Origin of the sequence: Flavobacterium sp. KACC 22763 (genome assembly GCF_028736155.1) — a bacterium.
Lineage (GTDB): Bacteria > Bacteroidota > Bacteroidia > Flavobacteriales > Flavobacteriaceae > Flavobacterium.
Map to the genome: position 1 here is coordinate 2,320,936 of NZ_CP117879.1, position 18,738 is coordinate 2,339,673.

Genomic DNA, 18,738 nt, shown 5'->3' on the forward strand with positions numbered 1-18,738 from the left:
TTATCTATTCAATTCAATCGCAGCCAAAATAAATGGCCCTGTTGCTTTAGGATCGTTGTCTTTTTTTCTTTCGTTTACGTAATATTCGTAAGATCCGTCACGATATGGGTTTCCACCTAAACCTGCCACTTGACAGCAGTTTGTTAAAGTGATTCCGCCATCTTCATCCACTTTTTTGATTAAAACTGTAGTTAATCCGTCAAAAGCTTTGTTAGCTGCTTTTTTAAATTTAGCTGGCAGATAGCCTTTGTTTGCTCCTTTTGCATACGCGTAAGCAAACATAGCTGAACCAGAAGCTTCTAAATAGTTCCCTTTTTCACCGCCTTTGTCTGTAACCTGATACCATAAACCAGATTTGCTATCCTGAAATTTAAGTATTGCCTCAGAAGCGTTGTTTAAATACTTAATTAACTCTTTTCTTTTTGGATGGTTTTTTGGCATATAATCTAAAACATCAACCAAAGCCATTACATACCAGCCCAAAGATCTAGACCAGAAGTTTGGAGAGTTTCCTGTTTCTTTATTTGCCCAAGGCATTTGTTTGCTTTCGTCCCAACCGTGATACAATAATCCCGTTTTTGGATCTGTAGCTTTAAGCTGAATCACTTCAAATTGTTTTGCGATATCATCAAAACTTTTTCCGTTTTCAAATTTTGCTGTGTATTCTGCATAAAATGGTTCTCCCATGTACAAACCATCTAGCCACATTTGGTTTGGATAAATTTGTTTGTGCCAGAATCCGCCGCTTTGAGTTCTTGGCTGTTCTGCCAACTGTTTGCGAATTAATTGTAAAGCTTTTAAATATTTTTCATCTTTTGAAGTTTCATAAACATCAAAAAGCAAACGTCCTGGCAATACTAAATCAATATTGTATTTATCAAACTCATACGTTGTAATGCTTCCGTCTGTTTGCACAAACTGATCTACATAACTTCTTACGTAATTTTTGTATCTAGCATCAGGATTCTTTTTGTACAATTCTTCTATTGAATGCAGCACTAAAGCATGAACATAATCCCACTTTGGCTTTTTAGCATCGTCAATCATATACGATTCTGGATGGCGTTTCATCAAGGTCAAGGCCATTTTATCAGACCATTTCGCATTTTTACCAATCACGATATCTTTTGCAGGTTCCTGTGAGGTTACTTTACAACTTGTAATGGTCATAAAACAAGCCATCAAAATCGACATAAAATAACTTTGCTTTCTACTATTTTTCATTTCAAAATATATTTAAATTCTACTATTTTTCTAATTCAATTGCAGCTAAAATAAAAGGGCCTAATCCATGCGAATTATCCACTTTAATTTTTTCGCTTATATAATATTCATAAGAACCATCACGATAAGGATTTCCTCCTAACCCTGCACTAGCACAAACTTGAGTAATATGTATTTCTCCATCTGGATCTACTGTAACAAGTTTTTCTGTAATTCCGTCAAATCCTTTTTCTGCTAACTTTTTATAGCTTTTTGGCAAATACCCTTTTTTTACTCCTTTTGCAAATGCATACACAAACATTTCAGAACCTGATGCTTCAAGGTAATTTCCTTTTCTATTTCCAGCATCTGTAACTTGATACCATAATCCTGATTCATCTTGATATTTTGCAACGGCTTTCGAAACCTCATTCAAATACTGGATAAGTTCTTTTCTTTTCGGATTTTCTTTTGGCATAAAATCTAAAACATCAACCAAAGCCATCATGTACCAGCCTATAGATCGAGACCAAAAATTGGGTGAGGTTCCAGTTTCTTTATTCGCCCAATCCATTTTTTTACTTTCATCCCAAGCATGAAAAAGAAGACCCGTTTTTTGATCTAAAGTATGCAGGTGAATCTGCTCAAACTGTTTTACAATATCATCGAAGCTTTTTCCTTGTTCAAACTCGGCTGTATATTGTGCATAAAATGGAGTTCCCATATACAATCCATCTAGCCACATCTGATTTGGGTAAATCTTTTTATGCCAAAATCCTCCCGAATTTGTTCTCGGATGCGTTTCCAATTGTTTTCTTAAAAGCTGCAACGCTTTAAGATAACGATCATCTTTGGTTTGTTTATAAACTTCAAAAAGTCCTTTGCCAGCATTTATATAATCAATATTGTAATCTTCTAGTTTATAATTTAGAATATCGCCAGAATTGTTTATTACTGTTTCGTAATACTCTTTAACGTAATTGAAATAAATCGGATTCTGTGTTTTATTGTTCAGATTCTCAAAAGCGGTCATTATAAGACCTAGCTTATAATCCCATTTTGGTTTTTCGTTATTATCAATTTGCCAGGCTTTTGGGTCACGCTTCATAATAGAAAGAGCCATTCTTTCAGACCACTTCAAGTCTTTAGAAATAACAATTGTCGTTTCTTGAGCTATTGCATTCATAAATGAAAACAGAAGGCCAATAACCATGAGTGGTAATCCAAAATATTTTCTCTTTTTATTCATTAAAAAACATTTATTTATCTAGTTCGATTGCACTTAGTAAAAAAGCGCCCAATCCTATTGCACCATTTTCTTTTGTTTTGGAAGACAAATAATAATTGTTTGTTCCATCACGGAATGGTTTTCCGCCCAAACCTACATTCGATGAAACATTCAAAACATTAACTTCTCCTTTTTTGTCCACTTTTACAAATTCTTTTACAAAACTGTCAAATGATTTTTTTGCTGCTGTTTTGTAGCTTGACGCTAAATAACCTTTATTGGCTCCTTTTGCAAAAGCATAAATAATCATTCCAGAAGCAGATGGTTCTACATAATTTCCGTACAATTCTGGTTTATCAGCAACTTGATACCATAATCCTGAATCACTTTTGTACTGATTTACACTTTTTGAAATCTGATTCAAGTACTCTACCAAAACTTTATATTTTGGATGCGATTTTGGAAAATAATCTAACGTTTCCACCAATGCCACCATGTACCAGCCAATTCCTCTTCCCCAGATCGTTGGCGATGTTCCTGTTTGTTTATCTGCCCATGCGATTTCTTTACTTTCGTCCCAAGCTTGGTAAACCAAACCTGTTTTTTTGTCTACAATATGATTTTGAACCAATTCAAATTGTTTTGCAATATCATCTAAGCTTTTTCCTTTTTCGTACTTCACCGTAAACTGTGCATAAAAAGGTTCTGCCATGTACAAACCATCAATCCACATTTGGTTTGGATAAATCTGTTTGTGCCAGAATCCTCCGCTTGGTGTTCTTGGCTGGCTTTCTAACTGATTTCTCAATTTCCCGATAATCTGCAGATAGCGGGAATCTTTTGTAACATCATATAAATTAAACAGCAGTTTCCCCGGATTCAAACAATCGATATTGTATTCTTTAATATCATATTTTTTAATGTTTCCTGTACTGTCAATCATTCCATCAACATACTCTTGGATATAATTCAGGTATTTTTTATCGTTTGTCTTTTGATATAATTTTTCAAAACCAGACAATACAAAACCCATTTTATAATCCCATTTTGGTTTGTCGTTTCCATCGAGCTGCCATGCATTCGGATACTTGCTTAAAATAGAGAGTGCTGTTCGTTCTGACCATTTTAAATTGTACGGAATGACATTATCTGATACTTCAGCTTGATTTTGTGCAATTGCAAAAACACTAAAAAACAGAAATAACAATAGGACTGTTTTTTTATACTTCATACTTATGTTTTTTTTTTTGCCACTCCCGATAGCTATCGGGATAATGGATTATTTGGATTATTCTATGGCTGTTTTTTTAACACATAGATACATAGTTTAGAAAACTTAATAATAGGCGTTTCACTTGCAGTAACAAACATAGTGCGCTATGTGTAAGAAGCAAGCTTCTTTTTATATTCTTTTAAAGTATAGTAAATTCTATGTTTCTATGTGTTAAAATTATTCTCACGCAGATTTGGCAGATTTTTTTAAATCTTTTTAATCCTGTATCCCGATAGCTATCGGGAGTGGCAAATAACAATTTACATTTTCCCTTTTTTATTCAGCACTTCCAATTGCTTATCTAAATATTGCGCAAATTGTTCTTTTGTTTTGATTCCGTTTACTTCTTGTTCCCAAGCTCCTAAAAGGTAAAAAGTCACCGCTTTTGTAGTTGGTTTAAAAACTAAAAGATAATCTAAATCAGTATCTGCAATATTTTCGATAGTACTAATTTCATAAAAAATTGCCATTCCTAACTTATCTGGAACCAAAGATTGCTCTCCATAAGTTGCCAGATACGCCCATTTTTTGTTTTTGCTTTCTTTTTTAAGCAATTCAGCTGTTTTCTGTTTTACAATTCCAGTACAGATTCCTTTGATTGCTTGTGAAGCTTTAATAGTATGTTGCGTATATAATTGATCTGGTTTAATGGTCAATTCTGAAGTAAAATCAATTTTATCTGAAGCCGTTTTCCATCCATAATAATTCACTTTTACTGTAGATTCGTTCGATTTATTAGCTACTGTTGCAATAGTTGAATCTACTTCACGGAAGTGTAATTTTTCATTGTTTAAATAACGATCGATAGAACCAATTCCGATTCCTTTTCCTGCTTTTAAAATATCGGCTCCCCAATCGCTCATTTCATGGTACGAATCGAAACCGTCCTGTCCTACTTTTGGCAAAATATTTTCAAATGTCTTTTTTCCGAAGATATCAATTGCATTTCTCCAATCTAAATACAAACGATATCCAATTCTATTACTTTCCCAACCTGGGCCTTCGTAACGAATGTCAAAAGAATGATCGGTATGCTCTGGAGCTAGCTTCAATCTGTCCACATTTTTAAAAACAGTACCGCCTTTATACTTTCTTCCTTCCCATTTTCCGTCTGTTTTAGCAGATATTTCGGCATACGTTTTATTGGTTTTGATATCATACTTCTGCGCATTTATGGCTGTTAGACCTGCGAAAAATAAAACTGCTGTGGTGATTTTTGCTTTCATTTGTATTCTAAATTATTTAAAAATTGTATCTAAAAATCGTACGCTGTACGAGATTGTCTGTGTAAACCAAGGTTCGTAAAACCAAAATGAATGTGGCGAATCTGGAATGGTCTGCACTTCATTATAGATTTTATATTGATTCAAAATCTGAATCATATCGTCTCTTCCTGCATGAAATCTCGGAATGCTGCTGCAGATGTACAGGACAGGTGGTGTATTTTTGTCTGTATGACTCAATGCCGAAGCGTTTTTCCAGTTTTCAGGAATCTCATCTGATTTTCCTCCTAACCAAAATGCCGCCATATCTCCTTCTGAAGATTCTGGATGCTTGAATGCTAAAACACCGTCTACATCTATTATGGCGTGAACTTTTGACGAAGAACGGCTTTTAAAATTTTTATCTTCAAAAAACGGATCATTACTTGTTGTACCAATCAAAGCTGCCATTTGCCCTCCCGAAGAACATCCTAAAACCGCAATTTTGTTTGGATCTACATTAAATTTTTCCGCATTGTCTTTTATAAATTTTATAGCATTCTTTACATCAATAACTCCCGTTGGATATTTTGCTTCCAATGACAATCTGTATTCGATAGCAAAACAAGAATAGCCTTTTGCAGCTATTTCTTTTCCTATAAACTGCATTTGGTTTTTATTTCCCGATCTCCATCCTCCGCCATGAATCATAATTACGGCAGGATTCTTTCTCTTTTTAGTATTGATAAAAGCATCAAAATGCAAAACACGATCTTGTTCTTTATTATAAACTAAATCAAATATTTCTTTAACATCTGAATTTGCTTTTATTTCTGGAATTGTGATAAACGGATATTTCTTAATTAATTTAGCATAAGTGCTTTTAATGGTATACGATGTGTCGACCTTGTACTGCTGGCTTTGCATTACAATTACATTAAAAAACAACACTAAGATTAATTTAAAATTTCGCATTTCTACTCTTTACTTTTTAGTTAAGAAAGGAGTTCAACCTATAGTCAAACTCCTTTTTAACTACTTCAAAAAACATAGTTCTCAAAAAACTACCAATTACTAATAACCAGGATTTTGAGGAAAATCTTTATTTTGATTTAAATCCAAAGCAGATTGCGGTATTGGTCTTAAAATTTTAAGCTTACCATCAACACCAACAAAATTTGCTTCTTTAATTTTATAATTATAAGCTGAAGCTCTCGCTACCAATGTTCCTGTACGTTTTAAATCGAACCAACGTTTGTATTCGCCCAATAGTTCTCTTCCTCTTTCGTCAAGAATATAATCGATATTAAATTGAGCTAAAGTCGCATTGGCTACACCTGCTCTTCTTCTCACTTCATTTAAACGAGCTAAACCTGTTCCTGCATTTCCTGCTTTTAAATACGCTTCTGCCGCAATCAAATACGTTTCTCCAAGTCTTGAAACAATGATATCTCTTGTGCTTACAGGCCCTGTGCTTGATGGCGTCGTTGGGTCTGGATCGTCAAATTTCTTAACTGGAATAGTATAACAGTCTAAGTTTTTAATTAATGTATGTGCAGCAGAATATTCTCCCCAAGGATGATATACAAATGTTGCTGATAATCTAGAAGCGTTAGCTGTCATCCAAGTAGTTTTATCTGCCGCTGTAAACCATTTTGGTTCGTAAAAATGTCTCACTTTTAACGAAGCTGGATTTGAGCTTCTGTAATACGGATAATATAAAATAGTCTTTGTAACTCCGTTTGTTGTTTCTGGTCCTTCTACAATTTCAGTCATAAAAGTCGCATTCCATCTTGCATCACCTTTTTCGTATAAACCTAAAGCATAATCTGTCGGACATAAATTATAACTTCTTAATGGCGCTCCTGTTTCTGCTCCTCCTAAATAAGAACTGAAATAATAGAACTGGTTATTTCCTAATGTTGTAGGACTTGTACTTGTTGAAGCCTTATCATATTGTACAGAAAAAATCGTTTCTGCATTTAAATCGTTTCCTGGCTTAAACAATTGATCATAAGCTAATGCTAAAGTTTGTCCAGCAATTGCAGCATCTGCATAAGTGGCAGCTTTTGAAAAATCGTCTGCTTTACCAAAAGTTTCGTATCCTCTTGTTAAGTATACTTTTGCCAATAAATCGTTTACTGCTCTTTTATTTACTTTTCCAGATGTGTTGTAAGCAGCCGTTCCAACATTAGCCAAAGCAAAATCTAAATCTGCTATAATTTGCGTATATACTTCTTCAGCGCTGTTTCTCGTAAAAGACAAAACTGGACTTGTAATATTCTCGCTCACAATTGGCACGCCTCCATAAGTCTGAACCAATAAGAAATAAGCATTTGCTCTAAGAAATCTAGCCTCGCCTACTAATGTGTTAAGATTTGAAGTCTGTTCTGTTACTGTAGAATAATACACCGTTTTGTTTACAGACTGAATTAGCTGATAACATGAATTATACAAATCGGCAACATTATCTGAAGATGGAATTAAAAGCGCGTACTGACTTAAACCAGCTGGTTCTGGAGTTCTTCCTTCTGCATACATATCCGTACCTGCTTCAAAAAGCCATGGATTTCCGCCATAAATTCCTTTTAACCAAGCATAATTGGTATTAACTAGCAATTGAAAACCAGATGCTGTTTTATAAGTCCCGTCAGCAGGAACATTCGACAAGCTTTCCTCTTCAATATAATTGCTGCAAGAACTTAAGGTTCCTACTATGATTCCTAATAATATGATGAATTTTTTCATTTGATATCTTTATTAAAATTTAACACTTAATCCCAATTGTGTAGTCACTGATGCTGGACGGTTTACTCCAAAAGCAGCACCAGCCCATTCAGGATCATATCCATCAAAGTCTGTAAATACAAATGGGTCTAAAACATTTATATAAATCCTCAAATTACTGATTTTAAGTCTTTTCAATAATTCAGAATCTAATGTGTATCCTAAAGATATATTTTTAATTTTCACGTAAGAAACGTCTCTATAGTATCCAAATAAAGAAGTCCAGTATGCTCCAGCTCCTGTTGCTACAGGTCCTGGTCTTGGGTTTTCATTATTTGCATTAGCTGCAATTCCTGTTCCGTTTGTTGGAATAAAATAATCCATTGCCAATTTCTGACGTCCTCTATCGCTCACGTCAGCAAAGTTTTGGTGGAAAGTACTTAAAACTGTTTGTCCTTGACTTGTCAAAACTGAGAAGTTGAAATCGAAATTACCAACAGTTAATTTAGAATATAAACTTCCTTGCCATTCTGGATTTGCATTACCAATTACAGTTCTATCATCTTGGTTGAATTTACCATCTCCATTCAAATCTTTTGGTCTTGCTTGTCCAGGAGCCATTCCATAAGATGCCGCTTGTGCCGCTTCGCTTTCTTGCCAAACTCCATCATAAACGTAGTTGTAGTTTGGATTTAATTCTGATCCTAAGATTAATTTGTTACCAATATCACTTACTTGATCCTGATTGTAAATTGACTCTAATTTGTTTACGTTTTTAGTGAATGTAAAAGTAGTTTCCCAGTTTACATTTTTACTTTTAATATTTTTAGTAGTCAACAATACTTCAACCCCTTTGTTGCTAACTGAACCAACGTTAGCATACGTATTTTTCCAGCCAGTTTCTGCTGGTAATTGCTGTTTGTAAATTAATTTATCTGATAGTCTGTCGTAAACGTCTACAGAACCTGTAATTCTATTATTCAAGAATCCGTAGTCAAGACCAAAGTTTAACTCACGTGTTTTTTCCCAAGTTAAATTTTGATTCGCTAAATTTTCAGACTGCCATCCCGCAACCACATTAGCTCCGTTTGCATAAAAAGTCTGCTGGTTTAATAAAGCCTGAGACGTATAAGGCGCAACATTATCGTTTCCTGTATATCCTAAACTCGCACGAAGTTTTAAATCTGAAACAACTGAGCTATTTGCTAAGAAAGATTCTTTACTAATTTTCCATCCTAAAGCTACAGAAGGGAAACTCTGCCATTTATTACCTTCAGATAAAACAGAAGAACCATCCCATCTTGTAGAAGCTGTCAATAAATATTTGTCTTTAAAAGTATAATTTAAACGAACCGCATAAGAGCTTAAAGTATTCTTTTGATAGCCTGAACTTATGTTGTAACTCGTTTGAACACCTGACCCCATATTATTCGACCCAACATCAAAAGGCTGATTGTTAGAATATAAATAAGATGTTTCATCTACATTTGAATACAAACTCTGCAATAATAAAACGCTAAAATCATGCACTTCATTAAATGTGTGCTTTAAATCGATCTGGTTATCCCAAGTATAATTAAAGTTATTGAAGTTTTTAATTGATGCTGAGTTTTTACCATTTAACGTTACACCTGCATTGGTCTGCGCTTTATAAGCTGCACTGGTAACTGTATTTTCTATACCTCCAGCAAATGTTGTTTTAAATGAAAGCCATTTTAAAGGCTGGTATTGGAAGAAAACATTTCCGACAGTTTGCCATGTTTTTTCTGTTTGAGAAGAATTAGCAATTTCCATTAATGGGTTAACTGTTGAAGTCTTATTGATAGCCCATGAACCATCAGGGTAAGTTAATTTTCCTGGAAGGAAAAATAAAGTTCCTACTTTTTCATTTCCTTGTGCATCAACAGCCCAAGGTGACATTAACGGACTTAATCTAAAAGCGTCCTGCATTGCTAAATCACTTCCCAATTGTGTGTCAAGACGTGCAACCGTAATATTGGCTCCTGTAGTAAATTTATCGTTGATTTTATGATTTAATCCTAGTTTAAAAGAATACTTATCAGTTGAATCATTTTCGATGAGTCCCTCGTCACTCTGAACACCGAATCCTAAGTTGTAGCTCAAACCAGAATCTGAACGTCCTGTAACATTTAAATAATTGTTTTGAGTCATACCCGGTTTAAGAACAGCGTCTGTCCAGTCAAAATTATAACCACTGTTAGCGCGAGAAACTAATAATGGACTCTGATTTCCTGCTAAAGCTGCTAATTGTGCTGGTGTTTGTGTCAACGGAGTTGCGCTCATATAAGCAACCTGATGAAATTTCCACCATTCTTCTCCATTCATCATTTTTGGCATTCTAACGGCAGTTTTATTACCGTAAGAAGTATCAAAAGTCACGTTGATTCCAGATTTTACATTGGCACCGCTTTTTGTCGTTACGATAATAACACCGCTTGCTCCTCTAGAACCATAAATTGCAGCCGAAGAAGCATCTTTTAAAACGTCCATTCTAGAAATATCCTGTGGGTTCAAAAAGTCAATATTATCAACTGGAACACCATCTACGATATATAAAGGTGATGATCCAACTAATGAGTTATTTCCTCTGATTACTACTTTGTACCCATCTCCCGCACGTCCTGAAGCTGATGAAATCTGAACCCCTGGAGTACTTCCTTGAATCGCCTCAAGTGGACTTGTAGTATTTCTTTCTGTGATAGTTGCTGCGCTGATTGTACTAACAGATCCAGTAAGATCAGTCTTTTTTACAGAACCGTATCCCACAACAACAACTTCGTTTAATGAATTGGATTGTTCTGCAAGAGTCACGTTGATTTTAGATTTTCCAGCAACACTTACTTCTTGTGTCTGAAATCCTAAATAGCTAATTATTAAAGTTGCTTTACTGTTTGATACATTAATTTTGAAACTTCCTTCAAAATCTGTCGAAGTTCCATTTTTAGTTCCCTTTTCATTAATGTTTACCCCTGGCAGTGACATACCAGTAGCGTCGGTAATCTTCCCTTCAATTGTGGTTGACTGCGCATATATAGAGCTGCACAGTAAAAAATTCAGGAAAAAGAAAAATACAAAGTACTTATCTTTTTTCTCAGATAATTGTTTAATACTCATGTGGTTTAATGTTTGGTTAATTGATAGTGTTTTAGTTGTTAATAGATTCTACTTTTTTCTCATTGATATAGGTATTTATAAAATTTATGTTTTTGACGTTTTTTAATAAATAGAGCGAGTCTACTTTTTGAATTTTTACATTTTTCAGCGTAATATTCTCGACAGGCGATTCTTTGTAACCTTCTGCCCAAACGCTGTATTTGCCACCGTTTTTTACCGTTACATTCTCTAAACTTACATTTCTGATTGTTGGTATAAAGTTTCCTGTCTGAGATCCGTAGACATTGTAAAACATATTCAATTTTAGAACACATTCTTTTACGGTTCCAACTTCCAGATTTCTGACGTAGATATTCTCAATGATTCCGCCTCTTTTTGAATTGGTTTTGATGCGAATGGCGCGATCCAAATTTGGACTATCCATTACACAATTTTCAACAAATACATTATTTACTCCAGCCGAAATTTCGCTTCCAATTACAACTCCTCCGTGGCCGTCAATCATTTTGCAATTTTGCACAATAATGTTTTTACTTGGTATTGCTACTCTTCTTCCGTCTCCATCACGACCTGCTTTAATTGCAATACAATCATCTCCCGTATTGAAAGTACAGTTTCTAATTACGATATTTTGTGAATATTCAGGATCGCAGCCATCATTGTTCGGACCATGGCTATTAACCGTTACACCGTCAATAATCATGTTGTTTGTTTTTATCGGATGTAAAATCCAAAATGGCGAATTGATAATTTTAATGTCTTTTACTAAAGCAGTATTACATTCAAAAAACTCAATAAAATTTGGTCTTAAATAACGTCCTTCTCCAAAAACTCTTTCAGAAACTGGAATTCCTTTTTCGGCCATATCAACTAAAACTTCACGATTTGTCGGGTCATTTTGAGACGGAATGCCTTTCTTCCAGCCGTAGTTTTTTCCTCCAGACCAAATCCACCAGTTTGTGCTGTCGCCTTGACCATTTAAAGTGCCTTTTCCTGTAACCGCAATATTAGTTTTGTTTTTTGCATAAATAAGCGGAGAATAATTCATCACTTCGGTTCCTTCCCAAGAAGTATGAACAATCGGATAATCTTTCGGATTTAAACTGAAGAGAATCTCAGCATGATCCTCTAAATGCAGATTGACATTACTTTCTAAATGAATGGCTCCTGTTAAATATTTTCCATTTGGAACTAAAACTTTCCCACCGCCATTTGCTGCACATTCTTTTATAGCTTTCTGAAATGCTAAAGTGTTTAACGTTTTTCCATCAGCAACAGCACCAAAATCGTTGATATTATATACTTTATCTGAAAAATGCACCTGTGGAATACTTTTTATAACCAAATCCATTGTTTTCCATGGATTCTCTGAAGAAACCGAAGAAGAATGTCTTGCGCATGATAGCATTAAAAGCCCTAAAAAGGCTAAAAAAAGAATCTTTTTTATTGTGACTATCTTATTTGTAATCATTTGCACAGATTTTTCTTGTTTTATGACCAAAAACATCATGTTTTATGTAATCGATTACACGAAAGTAGAAAAATAGTTCTGAGACACCAAATTAATTTAGAAAAAAATTATATATTTAATTTTTATTACAAATTTTAATTACATTTAATGCAAAAATTTAGATAATTTATTATCATTGTAAAACCTAAAACGTTTGAGTTTTAAATTATGGTAATCGATAACAATATTTATTGCGTAATGAAAAAAAATGTACTTTTGTTTAAAAATAATTCGATAAACTTTTTTTGAATGAGTGAAAAAGTAACTATTTACGATATTGCTGAAAAATTAAACATCACAGCTGCAACCGTTTCCAGAGCGTTAAACAATAATCCTAAAATAAAGGAAGCAACGCGTGAGTTGGTTATTAAAACTGCCGCTGCGATGAACTACAAGCAAAATAAACTCGCGCTAGCTTTAAAGAGTGGCCGAAGTAATAATATCGGAGTTATTGTGCCGCGTATTGACAGCAATTTTTTCGCCTCGGTTATTCGGGGAATCGAGGAAGAGCTTTATCCGCACGGTTATCAGGTTATTATCTGCCAGACTCACGAAAGCATTAAAAGGGAAAATGAAAACCTCCATACACTTGTAGATGCGCAGGTTGATGGTATCATGATGTCGGTTACTGGTATTTCAGACGAGAATGACAGTGCTTTCAGAAATGTACTGGAGAAAAATGTACCGCTAATATTTTTTGATAGAAGCAAACACATTGACGGTGTAAGTTCTGTAACTATTAATGACTTTAAAGGCGGTTATTTAGCCACAAAGCATTTAATTGATGAAGGTTGCAGAAACATTGCTCATTTCTCTGGAGACCAATCGTTAGATATTTTCAAAAACAGGTTTTTAGGATACAAACAAGCCTTATTGGACAACGGACTTCCTTTTAATGAAGAATATGTTATTTTTACCAAAAGTAGCGTAGATGCTGGTAAAGAGGCTGTCGATAAACTTTTGCAATTGCAAACTCCACCTGACGCTATTTTTTCTTCGAGTGATTTTGCAGCACTGGGAGCAATTCAAGAATTAAAAGAGCGAAACATCAGTATTCCAAGTGAGTTTTGTGTTGCTGGTTTCAGTAACGAACCTTTTACTAAATTTATGGAATTATCTATTACTTCTGTAGATCAATCGCCGCTTGAAATGGGAAGAATGTCTGCTCGTGTTTTCTTAGAACAGGTAGATAAAACAGATACTATTAAAATTGAAAAAAAGGTTGTCCTTGCACCAGAATTACATATTCGTAAATCTTCTACGAGAACAAATTTCTAGCAAAAAATACAATTTTAAACCATATAAGTTATATAAGATAATTTAAGTTTTATCTAAACATATAATTTATATGGTTTTTCTTTTGCTAAAAAAAAAGTCCATCTAAAAAGCAAACTTTTAAATGGACTTATATAACTTATATGGTTTAAAAATTACAATGAAACTCCTCTTTTCCAAGGAATAAAATCATTCTGATTTAAAATAGCAGCTTTTGTTTTAATGTTACCGCTGGCAACATCAATAATAAACTCAAGCATTTCGTCTGCCATTTCGTCAATAGATTTTTCGCCTGTAATAATTCCTCCAGTATCAATATCGATAATATCAGACATTTTGTTTGCTAATTGTGTGTTTGATGAAATCTTTACAACTGGCGCAATTGGATTTCCTGTTGGAGTTCCTAAACCTGTTGTAAACAATACCATATTGGCTCCAGAACCCACCATAGCCGTTGTACATTCTACGTCATTTCCTGGCGTACATAACAATGTAAAACCTGGTTCGCTAATATATTCTCCATAATCGTAAACACCTCTAATTGGTGATGTTCCACCTTTTTTAGCAGCACCAGCCGATTTCATAGCATCTGTAATCAAACCGTCTTTGATGTTTCCTGGAGACGGATTCATATCAAATCCTGAACCTGCATCAACAACTGTTTTTTCGTACCATTTCATTAAGTCTAAGAAACGTTTTCCATCCTTATCATCTACACAACGATTTACCAATTCTTGCTCTACTCCACATAATTCAGGGAATTCAGAAAGAATTGTAGTTCCTCCCAAAGCAACTAAATGATCCGATAAAACTCCCAATGTTGGGTTTGCAGAAATTCCAGAGAATCCATCAGATCCACCGCACTCTAAACCAATTCTTAATTTAGATAATGGAGCTGGCTCTCTCTTAATCTCGTTTGCTTTTTTAATTGCTTCAAAAGTGTCTTTTACCACACTGCTCAACATCGTTTCAATTGTTCCGATAGACTGCTGATCGTAGATTAAAACAGGCTTTTTACTGTTTGGATTAATTGCATCTAAAGCTTCTTTGAAAATTGAAATTTGAAGATTCTGGCATCCTAAACTCAAAACCGTTGCTCCAGCCACATTTGGATTGTTTACATAACCAGCCAAAAGCTTAGCCAAACTATGAGAATCCTGACGAATTCCGCCACATCCACCTTGGTGCGTGATGAATTTTACCTCAATATTGTTGAATAAATTAGCATCGTTTGAAGCTTCTTGATTTCCTGCTCCACCCGTTTCTGATTTCACCAAAGAACGCAACAATAACTGATAATCGTTCTCTTTTGGTTTCATCAATTCTTTCTCAAAAATATCTTTTAAGATTTCGATGTTTCTGTTTTCACAAAAAACTAATGGAAAAAATAACCATACATTTTCTGTTCCAACCTGTCCATCTTCTCTATGATAGCCCTGCCACGTTCTGTCTTTCCATTTATCAACATTTGGAGCGTTCCAGCCAATAGTTTCTGTTTTACCAGTAACTTTATCACTTTCGTGTTTTACGTTTGCTGTAGAAAGCAATCCGCCTTTTTCGATTCTAGCGCTTGCTTTTCCAACCAAAACACCATACATAATGATTCTGTCCCCTACATTAAAAGGAACCATTGCAATCTTATGTTTCATTTTTACATCAGACTCTACGGTAATTGATTGTCCTTCAAAATCAATCACTTCGCCTGCAGTAAGATCCACCAAAGCAACCGCAACATTGTCGGTTGGGTTTACTTTTATTAATTTTTTCTGCGTTGCCATAATTAACCTTTGTTCTTTGTTCTTTTTGTTGTGTTTTTTTTTATTTTATTCTTTCTTGAAACTTAGCAAAACCAGCTTCAATTCCGTTTGAATCAATTTCTTCTAATGCAATTGTAATTGCTTTTGTCAACCCTGGAATTTCAGTTAAATCTTGGTCCCAGAAACCTTTGTTTTGCAATGTCAAACGAGCGATTTTTTCGTAATCATCAGATTTCCATAATCCGTTAAAGAAAGTTGTGATATCTTCACCATCTTTAACCGGCAAACTTTGACCATTCCAAGTTCCTTTGTAGAAACGAATTAAACTCGCTAATGAAAAAGTCAAGTTAACAGGCAATTTTTTGTTAGCATTATAATATCCTAATAAACTAGGCAAAACTCTTACTTTGAATTTCGAAACAGAATTTAATGCAATATCAGCAAGTGCATGTTTGATAAATGGATTTTTAAATCGGTCCATTACTTCCTCAGAATAGGCCGTAATTTCATTTTTGTCCATATCAAGAGTTTCACTAATTTCACTAATAACGCTATTTACAAATTTTCCCGTAAAATCTCCGTTAACAGTTTCCATTACCAGTTTATTACCATGTAAAAGTGAAAAAGGAACCATTGCCGTATGCGCACCGTTTAAAATACGAACTTTAATCATTTTAAAAGGACGTATATCATCAACGATTTTTACATTCAAATTTGTTTTATGAAAAGGCAATTTTGCTTTTAGATCATCTCCCCCTTCAATAGCCCAAAGGAAAAAAGGTTCAGCCGCAACAATTAAATTGTCCTGATAATCTAATTTATTATTGTATTCTTCAATTTCAGCTCTTGGATAGCCAGGAACAATTCTGTCAACCAAAGTGCTATGATAGGTACAAGCCTCTGATACCCACGTTTTAAACGCATCTTCTAATTTCCATAAATCAACATATTGCAAAATAATTTTTTTAAGCGTCTCAGAGTTATAATCAATTAATTCACAAGGAATTATTGTAACTCCTTTTGAAGCATCTCCATTAAAATGCTTAAATCTTTCGTATAATAAAACCGTCAATTTTGCAGGAAATGACACTGGCGGCTGCATGTCTGGAGTATCACTTTCAATAAATTCAATTCCAGCTTCTGTAGTATTAGAAACAATAAACTGAAGTTCTTCTTCTTTGGCTAAAGCCAAATAATTTGCAAATTCAGTATATGGGTTTATCGTTTTTACAATATTATTAATTAACACAATATCTTGTATCTTTTCACCCTTTTTAATTCCGTTCATAAACAAGGTATAAAGACCGTCCTGATCATTAATCATATTTACCATACCATCTTTCAAAGGTTGAACTACAGCAATACCGGCATTAAAATCAACTTCTTTATTTAATTTGTCAAAAGCATAATCAACAAAGGCTCTTAAAAAGTTACCTTCTCCAAACTGAACTACTTTAATTGGCTGTAACTTTTCTAATCCTGTATTTATTCTATTTAATTTTTTCATTTTAAATTTTCTTTAATGCGTTATAAATAACCATTTATAAACCTTATTTCTTTATTTCTGCCTTTAAAATTGTAAATGAAACATTACACCCGATTGAGTAAAATAAAGCCGGCTGTGAGGAATGGCTAGCTAAATTTTTCAAGCGTAATGTTCAATTACAATCTCTAAAAATCTAAAAAAAACTTATAAAATAAGGAGTTAGGCATGATTACCCCTTAATCTATTTTCTAATATCTTTTATAATGTCAAGAACCTGTTTCACTTTTGCAGTAAGTTCGTCGAAGTCTTTTTGGTCTAATATGTCTTTTGAAATTAACTGTGAGCCCAAACCAACGCAGGTTGCTCCGGCATTTAACCATGAACTCAAACTTTCTTTTGTTGGATAAACACCGCCTGTAGGCATAATGTTTGTCCACGGACATGGGCCTTTTATCGCTTTAATAAACTCTGGCCCGTAAGTATCAGCTGGAAATAGTTTTACAATTTCGCAACCTAATTCTTCCGCTCTAGCAATTTCTGTCAAAGTACCGCATCCTGGCGACCAAAGCACTTTTCTACGATTACATGCTATAGCTATATCTTCTCTAAAAACTGGAGTTACAATAAAATTTGCTCCCAAGCTCATGTACAAAGAAGCCGAAGCCGCATCTGTAATAGAGCCAACTCCTAGAATCATACCTGGCAGTTCTGCCAAAGCATATTTGTTTAAAGCTCCAAAAACTTCGTGAGCAAAATCACCTCGGCTAGTAAATTCCATTAATCGGGATCCACCGTCATAACATGCTTTTAAAACTTTCTTACTCAGCTCAATATCAGAATGAAAAAACAACGGAACCATACCGTTCTCTTTCATGGTCTGAGCTACTTCTATTCTTGAATATTTTGCCATTTTTATTTAAAATTATCTTGATACTAATGCAGAACCATCACCATCAATCATATTCTCAACTTCTTTTAAAGTAACCAAGTTATAATCTCCTGCAATTGTATGTTTTAGACAACAAGCTGCAACTGCAAAATCTAAAGCTCTCTGGTTATTATTATATTCCAATAAACCGTAAATTAATCCACCCATAAAGGCATCTCCACTTCCTACACGGTCTACAACTGGCGTAACTTCTTTAACTGCTGCACTATAAATCGCTTTTCCGTCGTATAAGATTCCTCCGATTCTCTGGTGAGACGCACTAACAGAATAACGAAGTGTCGTTGCTGCAATTTTTAAGCTCGGAATCAATTCAAACAATTTATCATATACTGCTGGAAGTGATTTTTCGTCCTGATAATTCGGATTTACTTTCGGGATTCCTAACATGAAATAAGCTGTATCTATATCTCCCAAAATCACATTGCTGTATTTTAGCATTTCTGGCATAACCTCACTTGGCGTTTTTCCGTATTGCCAAAGTTTTGACCTATAGTTTAGATCGCATGAAATTTTAATTCCTTTTTTATGAGCGACTTTAATCGCTTCTAAACAAGCTTCAGCTGCACTTTCTGAAATTGCTGGTGTAATACCACTCCAATGAAACCATTCTGCACCTTCCAGAACTTTATCCCAATCCACCTGTCCTTTTTCTATCGTTGACATGGCACTGTGAGCACGATCGTAAACCACATTGCTTCCGCGAGTTCCTGCTCCAGTTTCTAAGAAATAGATTCCTAAACGCTCTCCTCCGTAAACAATGTTTTTAGACTCGACATTCATTTTCCTGATTTCTTTTAAAGCAGAAAAACCAATTTCATTTTCAGGCAATCTGGTAACAAATTCAGCGTTTACTCCATAATTAGCCAGAGAAACACATACATTAAATTCACCGCCACCATACGTAGCACCAAATGCTGTAGATTGCGAAAAACGCAAATGTCTTTCTGTCGATAAACGCAGCATGATTTCTCCAAATGCAACTACTCTACTCAT

General features: G+C 34.5%; 13 protein-coding genes. 1 reads left to right on the top strand and 12 read right to left on the bottom strand.

Annotation, left to right across the window (positions count from 1 at the left end):
- The 8 genes from PQ463_RS09395 to PQ463_RS09430 all read right to left on the bottom strand — a co-directional run bounded on the left by PQ463_RS09395 (position 1) and on the right by PQ463_RS09430 (position 12,239).
- A complete protein-coding gene (locus tag PQ463_RS09395) occupies positions 1–1,224 on the bottom strand; it encodes a glycoside hydrolase family 88/105 protein (RefSeq protein WP_274257508.1) in 1,224 nt (407 codons plus the stop codon).
- Positions 1,225–1,246: 22 nt separating this feature from the next.
- Complete coding sequence (locus PQ463_RS09400; RefSeq protein ID WP_443135192.1) at positions 1,247–2,452, bottom strand: glycoside hydrolase family 88/105 protein; 1,206 nt, start codon at positions 2,450–2,452, stop codon at positions 1,247–1,249.
- 10 nt (positions 2,453–2,462) lie between these two features.
- Positions 2,463–3,662, bottom strand: coding sequence for a glycoside hydrolase family 88/105 protein (locus PQ463_RS09405; RefSeq protein ID WP_274257509.1), 1,200 nt, complete (start codon positions 3,660–3,662; stop codon positions 2,463–2,465).
- 302 nt (positions 3,663–3,964) lie between these two features.
- Positions 3,965–4,930 carry a DUF4861 family protein gene (locus PQ463_RS09410; protein ID WP_274257510.1) on the bottom strand — a complete coding sequence of 322 codons (966 nt, stop codon included), beginning with the start codon at positions 4,928–4,930 and terminating at the stop codon, positions 3,965–3,967.
- Positions 4,931–4,942: 12 nt separating this feature from the next.
- The gene (locus PQ463_RS09415; protein WP_274257511.1) at positions 4,943–5,881 is read right to left on the bottom strand and encodes an alpha/beta hydrolase; all 939 of its coding nucleotides are present in this window, start codon (positions 5,879–5,881) and stop codon (positions 4,943–4,945) included.
- A gap of 99 nt (positions 5,882–5,980) precedes the next feature.
- On the bottom strand, positions 5,981–7,654 hold the full coding sequence (locus PQ463_RS09420) for a RagB/SusD family nutrient uptake outer membrane protein (RefSeq protein ID WP_274257512.1): 1,674 nt from the start codon (positions 7,652–7,654) through the stop codon (positions 5,981–5,983).
- Between the two features lie 12 nt (positions 7,655–7,666).
- The gene (locus PQ463_RS09425) at positions 7,667–10,768 is read right to left on the bottom strand and encodes a SusC/RagA family TonB-linked outer membrane protein (RefSeq protein WP_274257513.1); all 3,102 of its coding nucleotides are present in this window, start codon (positions 10,766–10,768) and stop codon (positions 7,667–7,669) included.
- A 31-nt stretch (positions 10,769–10,799) separates the two neighbouring features.
- Positions 10,800–12,239, bottom strand: coding sequence for a glycoside hydrolase family 28 protein (locus tag PQ463_RS09430; protein ID WP_274257514.1), 1,440 nt, complete (start codon positions 12,237–12,239; stop codon positions 10,800–10,802).
- 288 nt (positions 12,240–12,527) lie between these two features.
- On the opposite strand from PQ463_RS09430, the gene PQ463_RS09435 reads away from it, so the two are divergent.
- The gene (locus PQ463_RS09435; RefSeq protein WP_274257515.1) at positions 12,528–13,556 is read left to right on the top strand and encodes a LacI family DNA-binding transcriptional regulator; all 1,029 of its coding nucleotides are present in this window, start codon (positions 12,528–12,530) and stop codon (positions 13,554–13,556) included.
- A 152-nt stretch (positions 13,557–13,708) separates the two neighbouring features.
- Here PQ463_RS09435 and PQ463_RS09440 read toward each other — a convergent pair whose 3' ends face one another.
- The 4 genes from PQ463_RS09440 to PQ463_RS09455 form a co-directional block, all read right to left on the bottom strand.
- Positions 13,709–15,331 carry a UxaA family hydrolase gene (locus PQ463_RS09440; protein ID WP_274257516.1) on the bottom strand — a complete coding sequence of 541 codons (1,623 nt, stop codon included), beginning with the start codon at positions 15,329–15,331 and terminating at the stop codon, positions 13,709–13,711.
- A gap of 40 nt (positions 15,332–15,371) precedes the next feature.
- Positions 15,372–16,817 carry a tagaturonate reductase gene (locus PQ463_RS09445; protein ID WP_274257517.1) on the bottom strand — a complete coding sequence of 482 codons (1,446 nt, stop codon included), beginning with the start codon at positions 16,815–16,817 and terminating at the stop codon, positions 15,372–15,374.
- A 220-nt stretch (positions 16,818–17,037) separates the two neighbouring features.
- Entirely contained in the window at positions 17,038–17,706 is a 669-nt protein-coding gene (locus PQ463_RS09450) for a bifunctional 4-hydroxy-2-oxoglutarate aldolase/2-dehydro-3-deoxy-phosphogluconate aldolase (RefSeq protein ID WP_274257518.1), read from the bottom strand.
- A 12-nt stretch (positions 17,707–17,718) separates the two neighbouring features.
- Positions 17,719–18,738 carry a sugar kinase gene (locus PQ463_RS09455; RefSeq protein WP_274257519.1) on the bottom strand — a complete coding sequence of 340 codons (1,020 nt, stop codon included), beginning with the start codon at positions 18,736–18,738 and terminating at the stop codon, positions 17,719–17,721.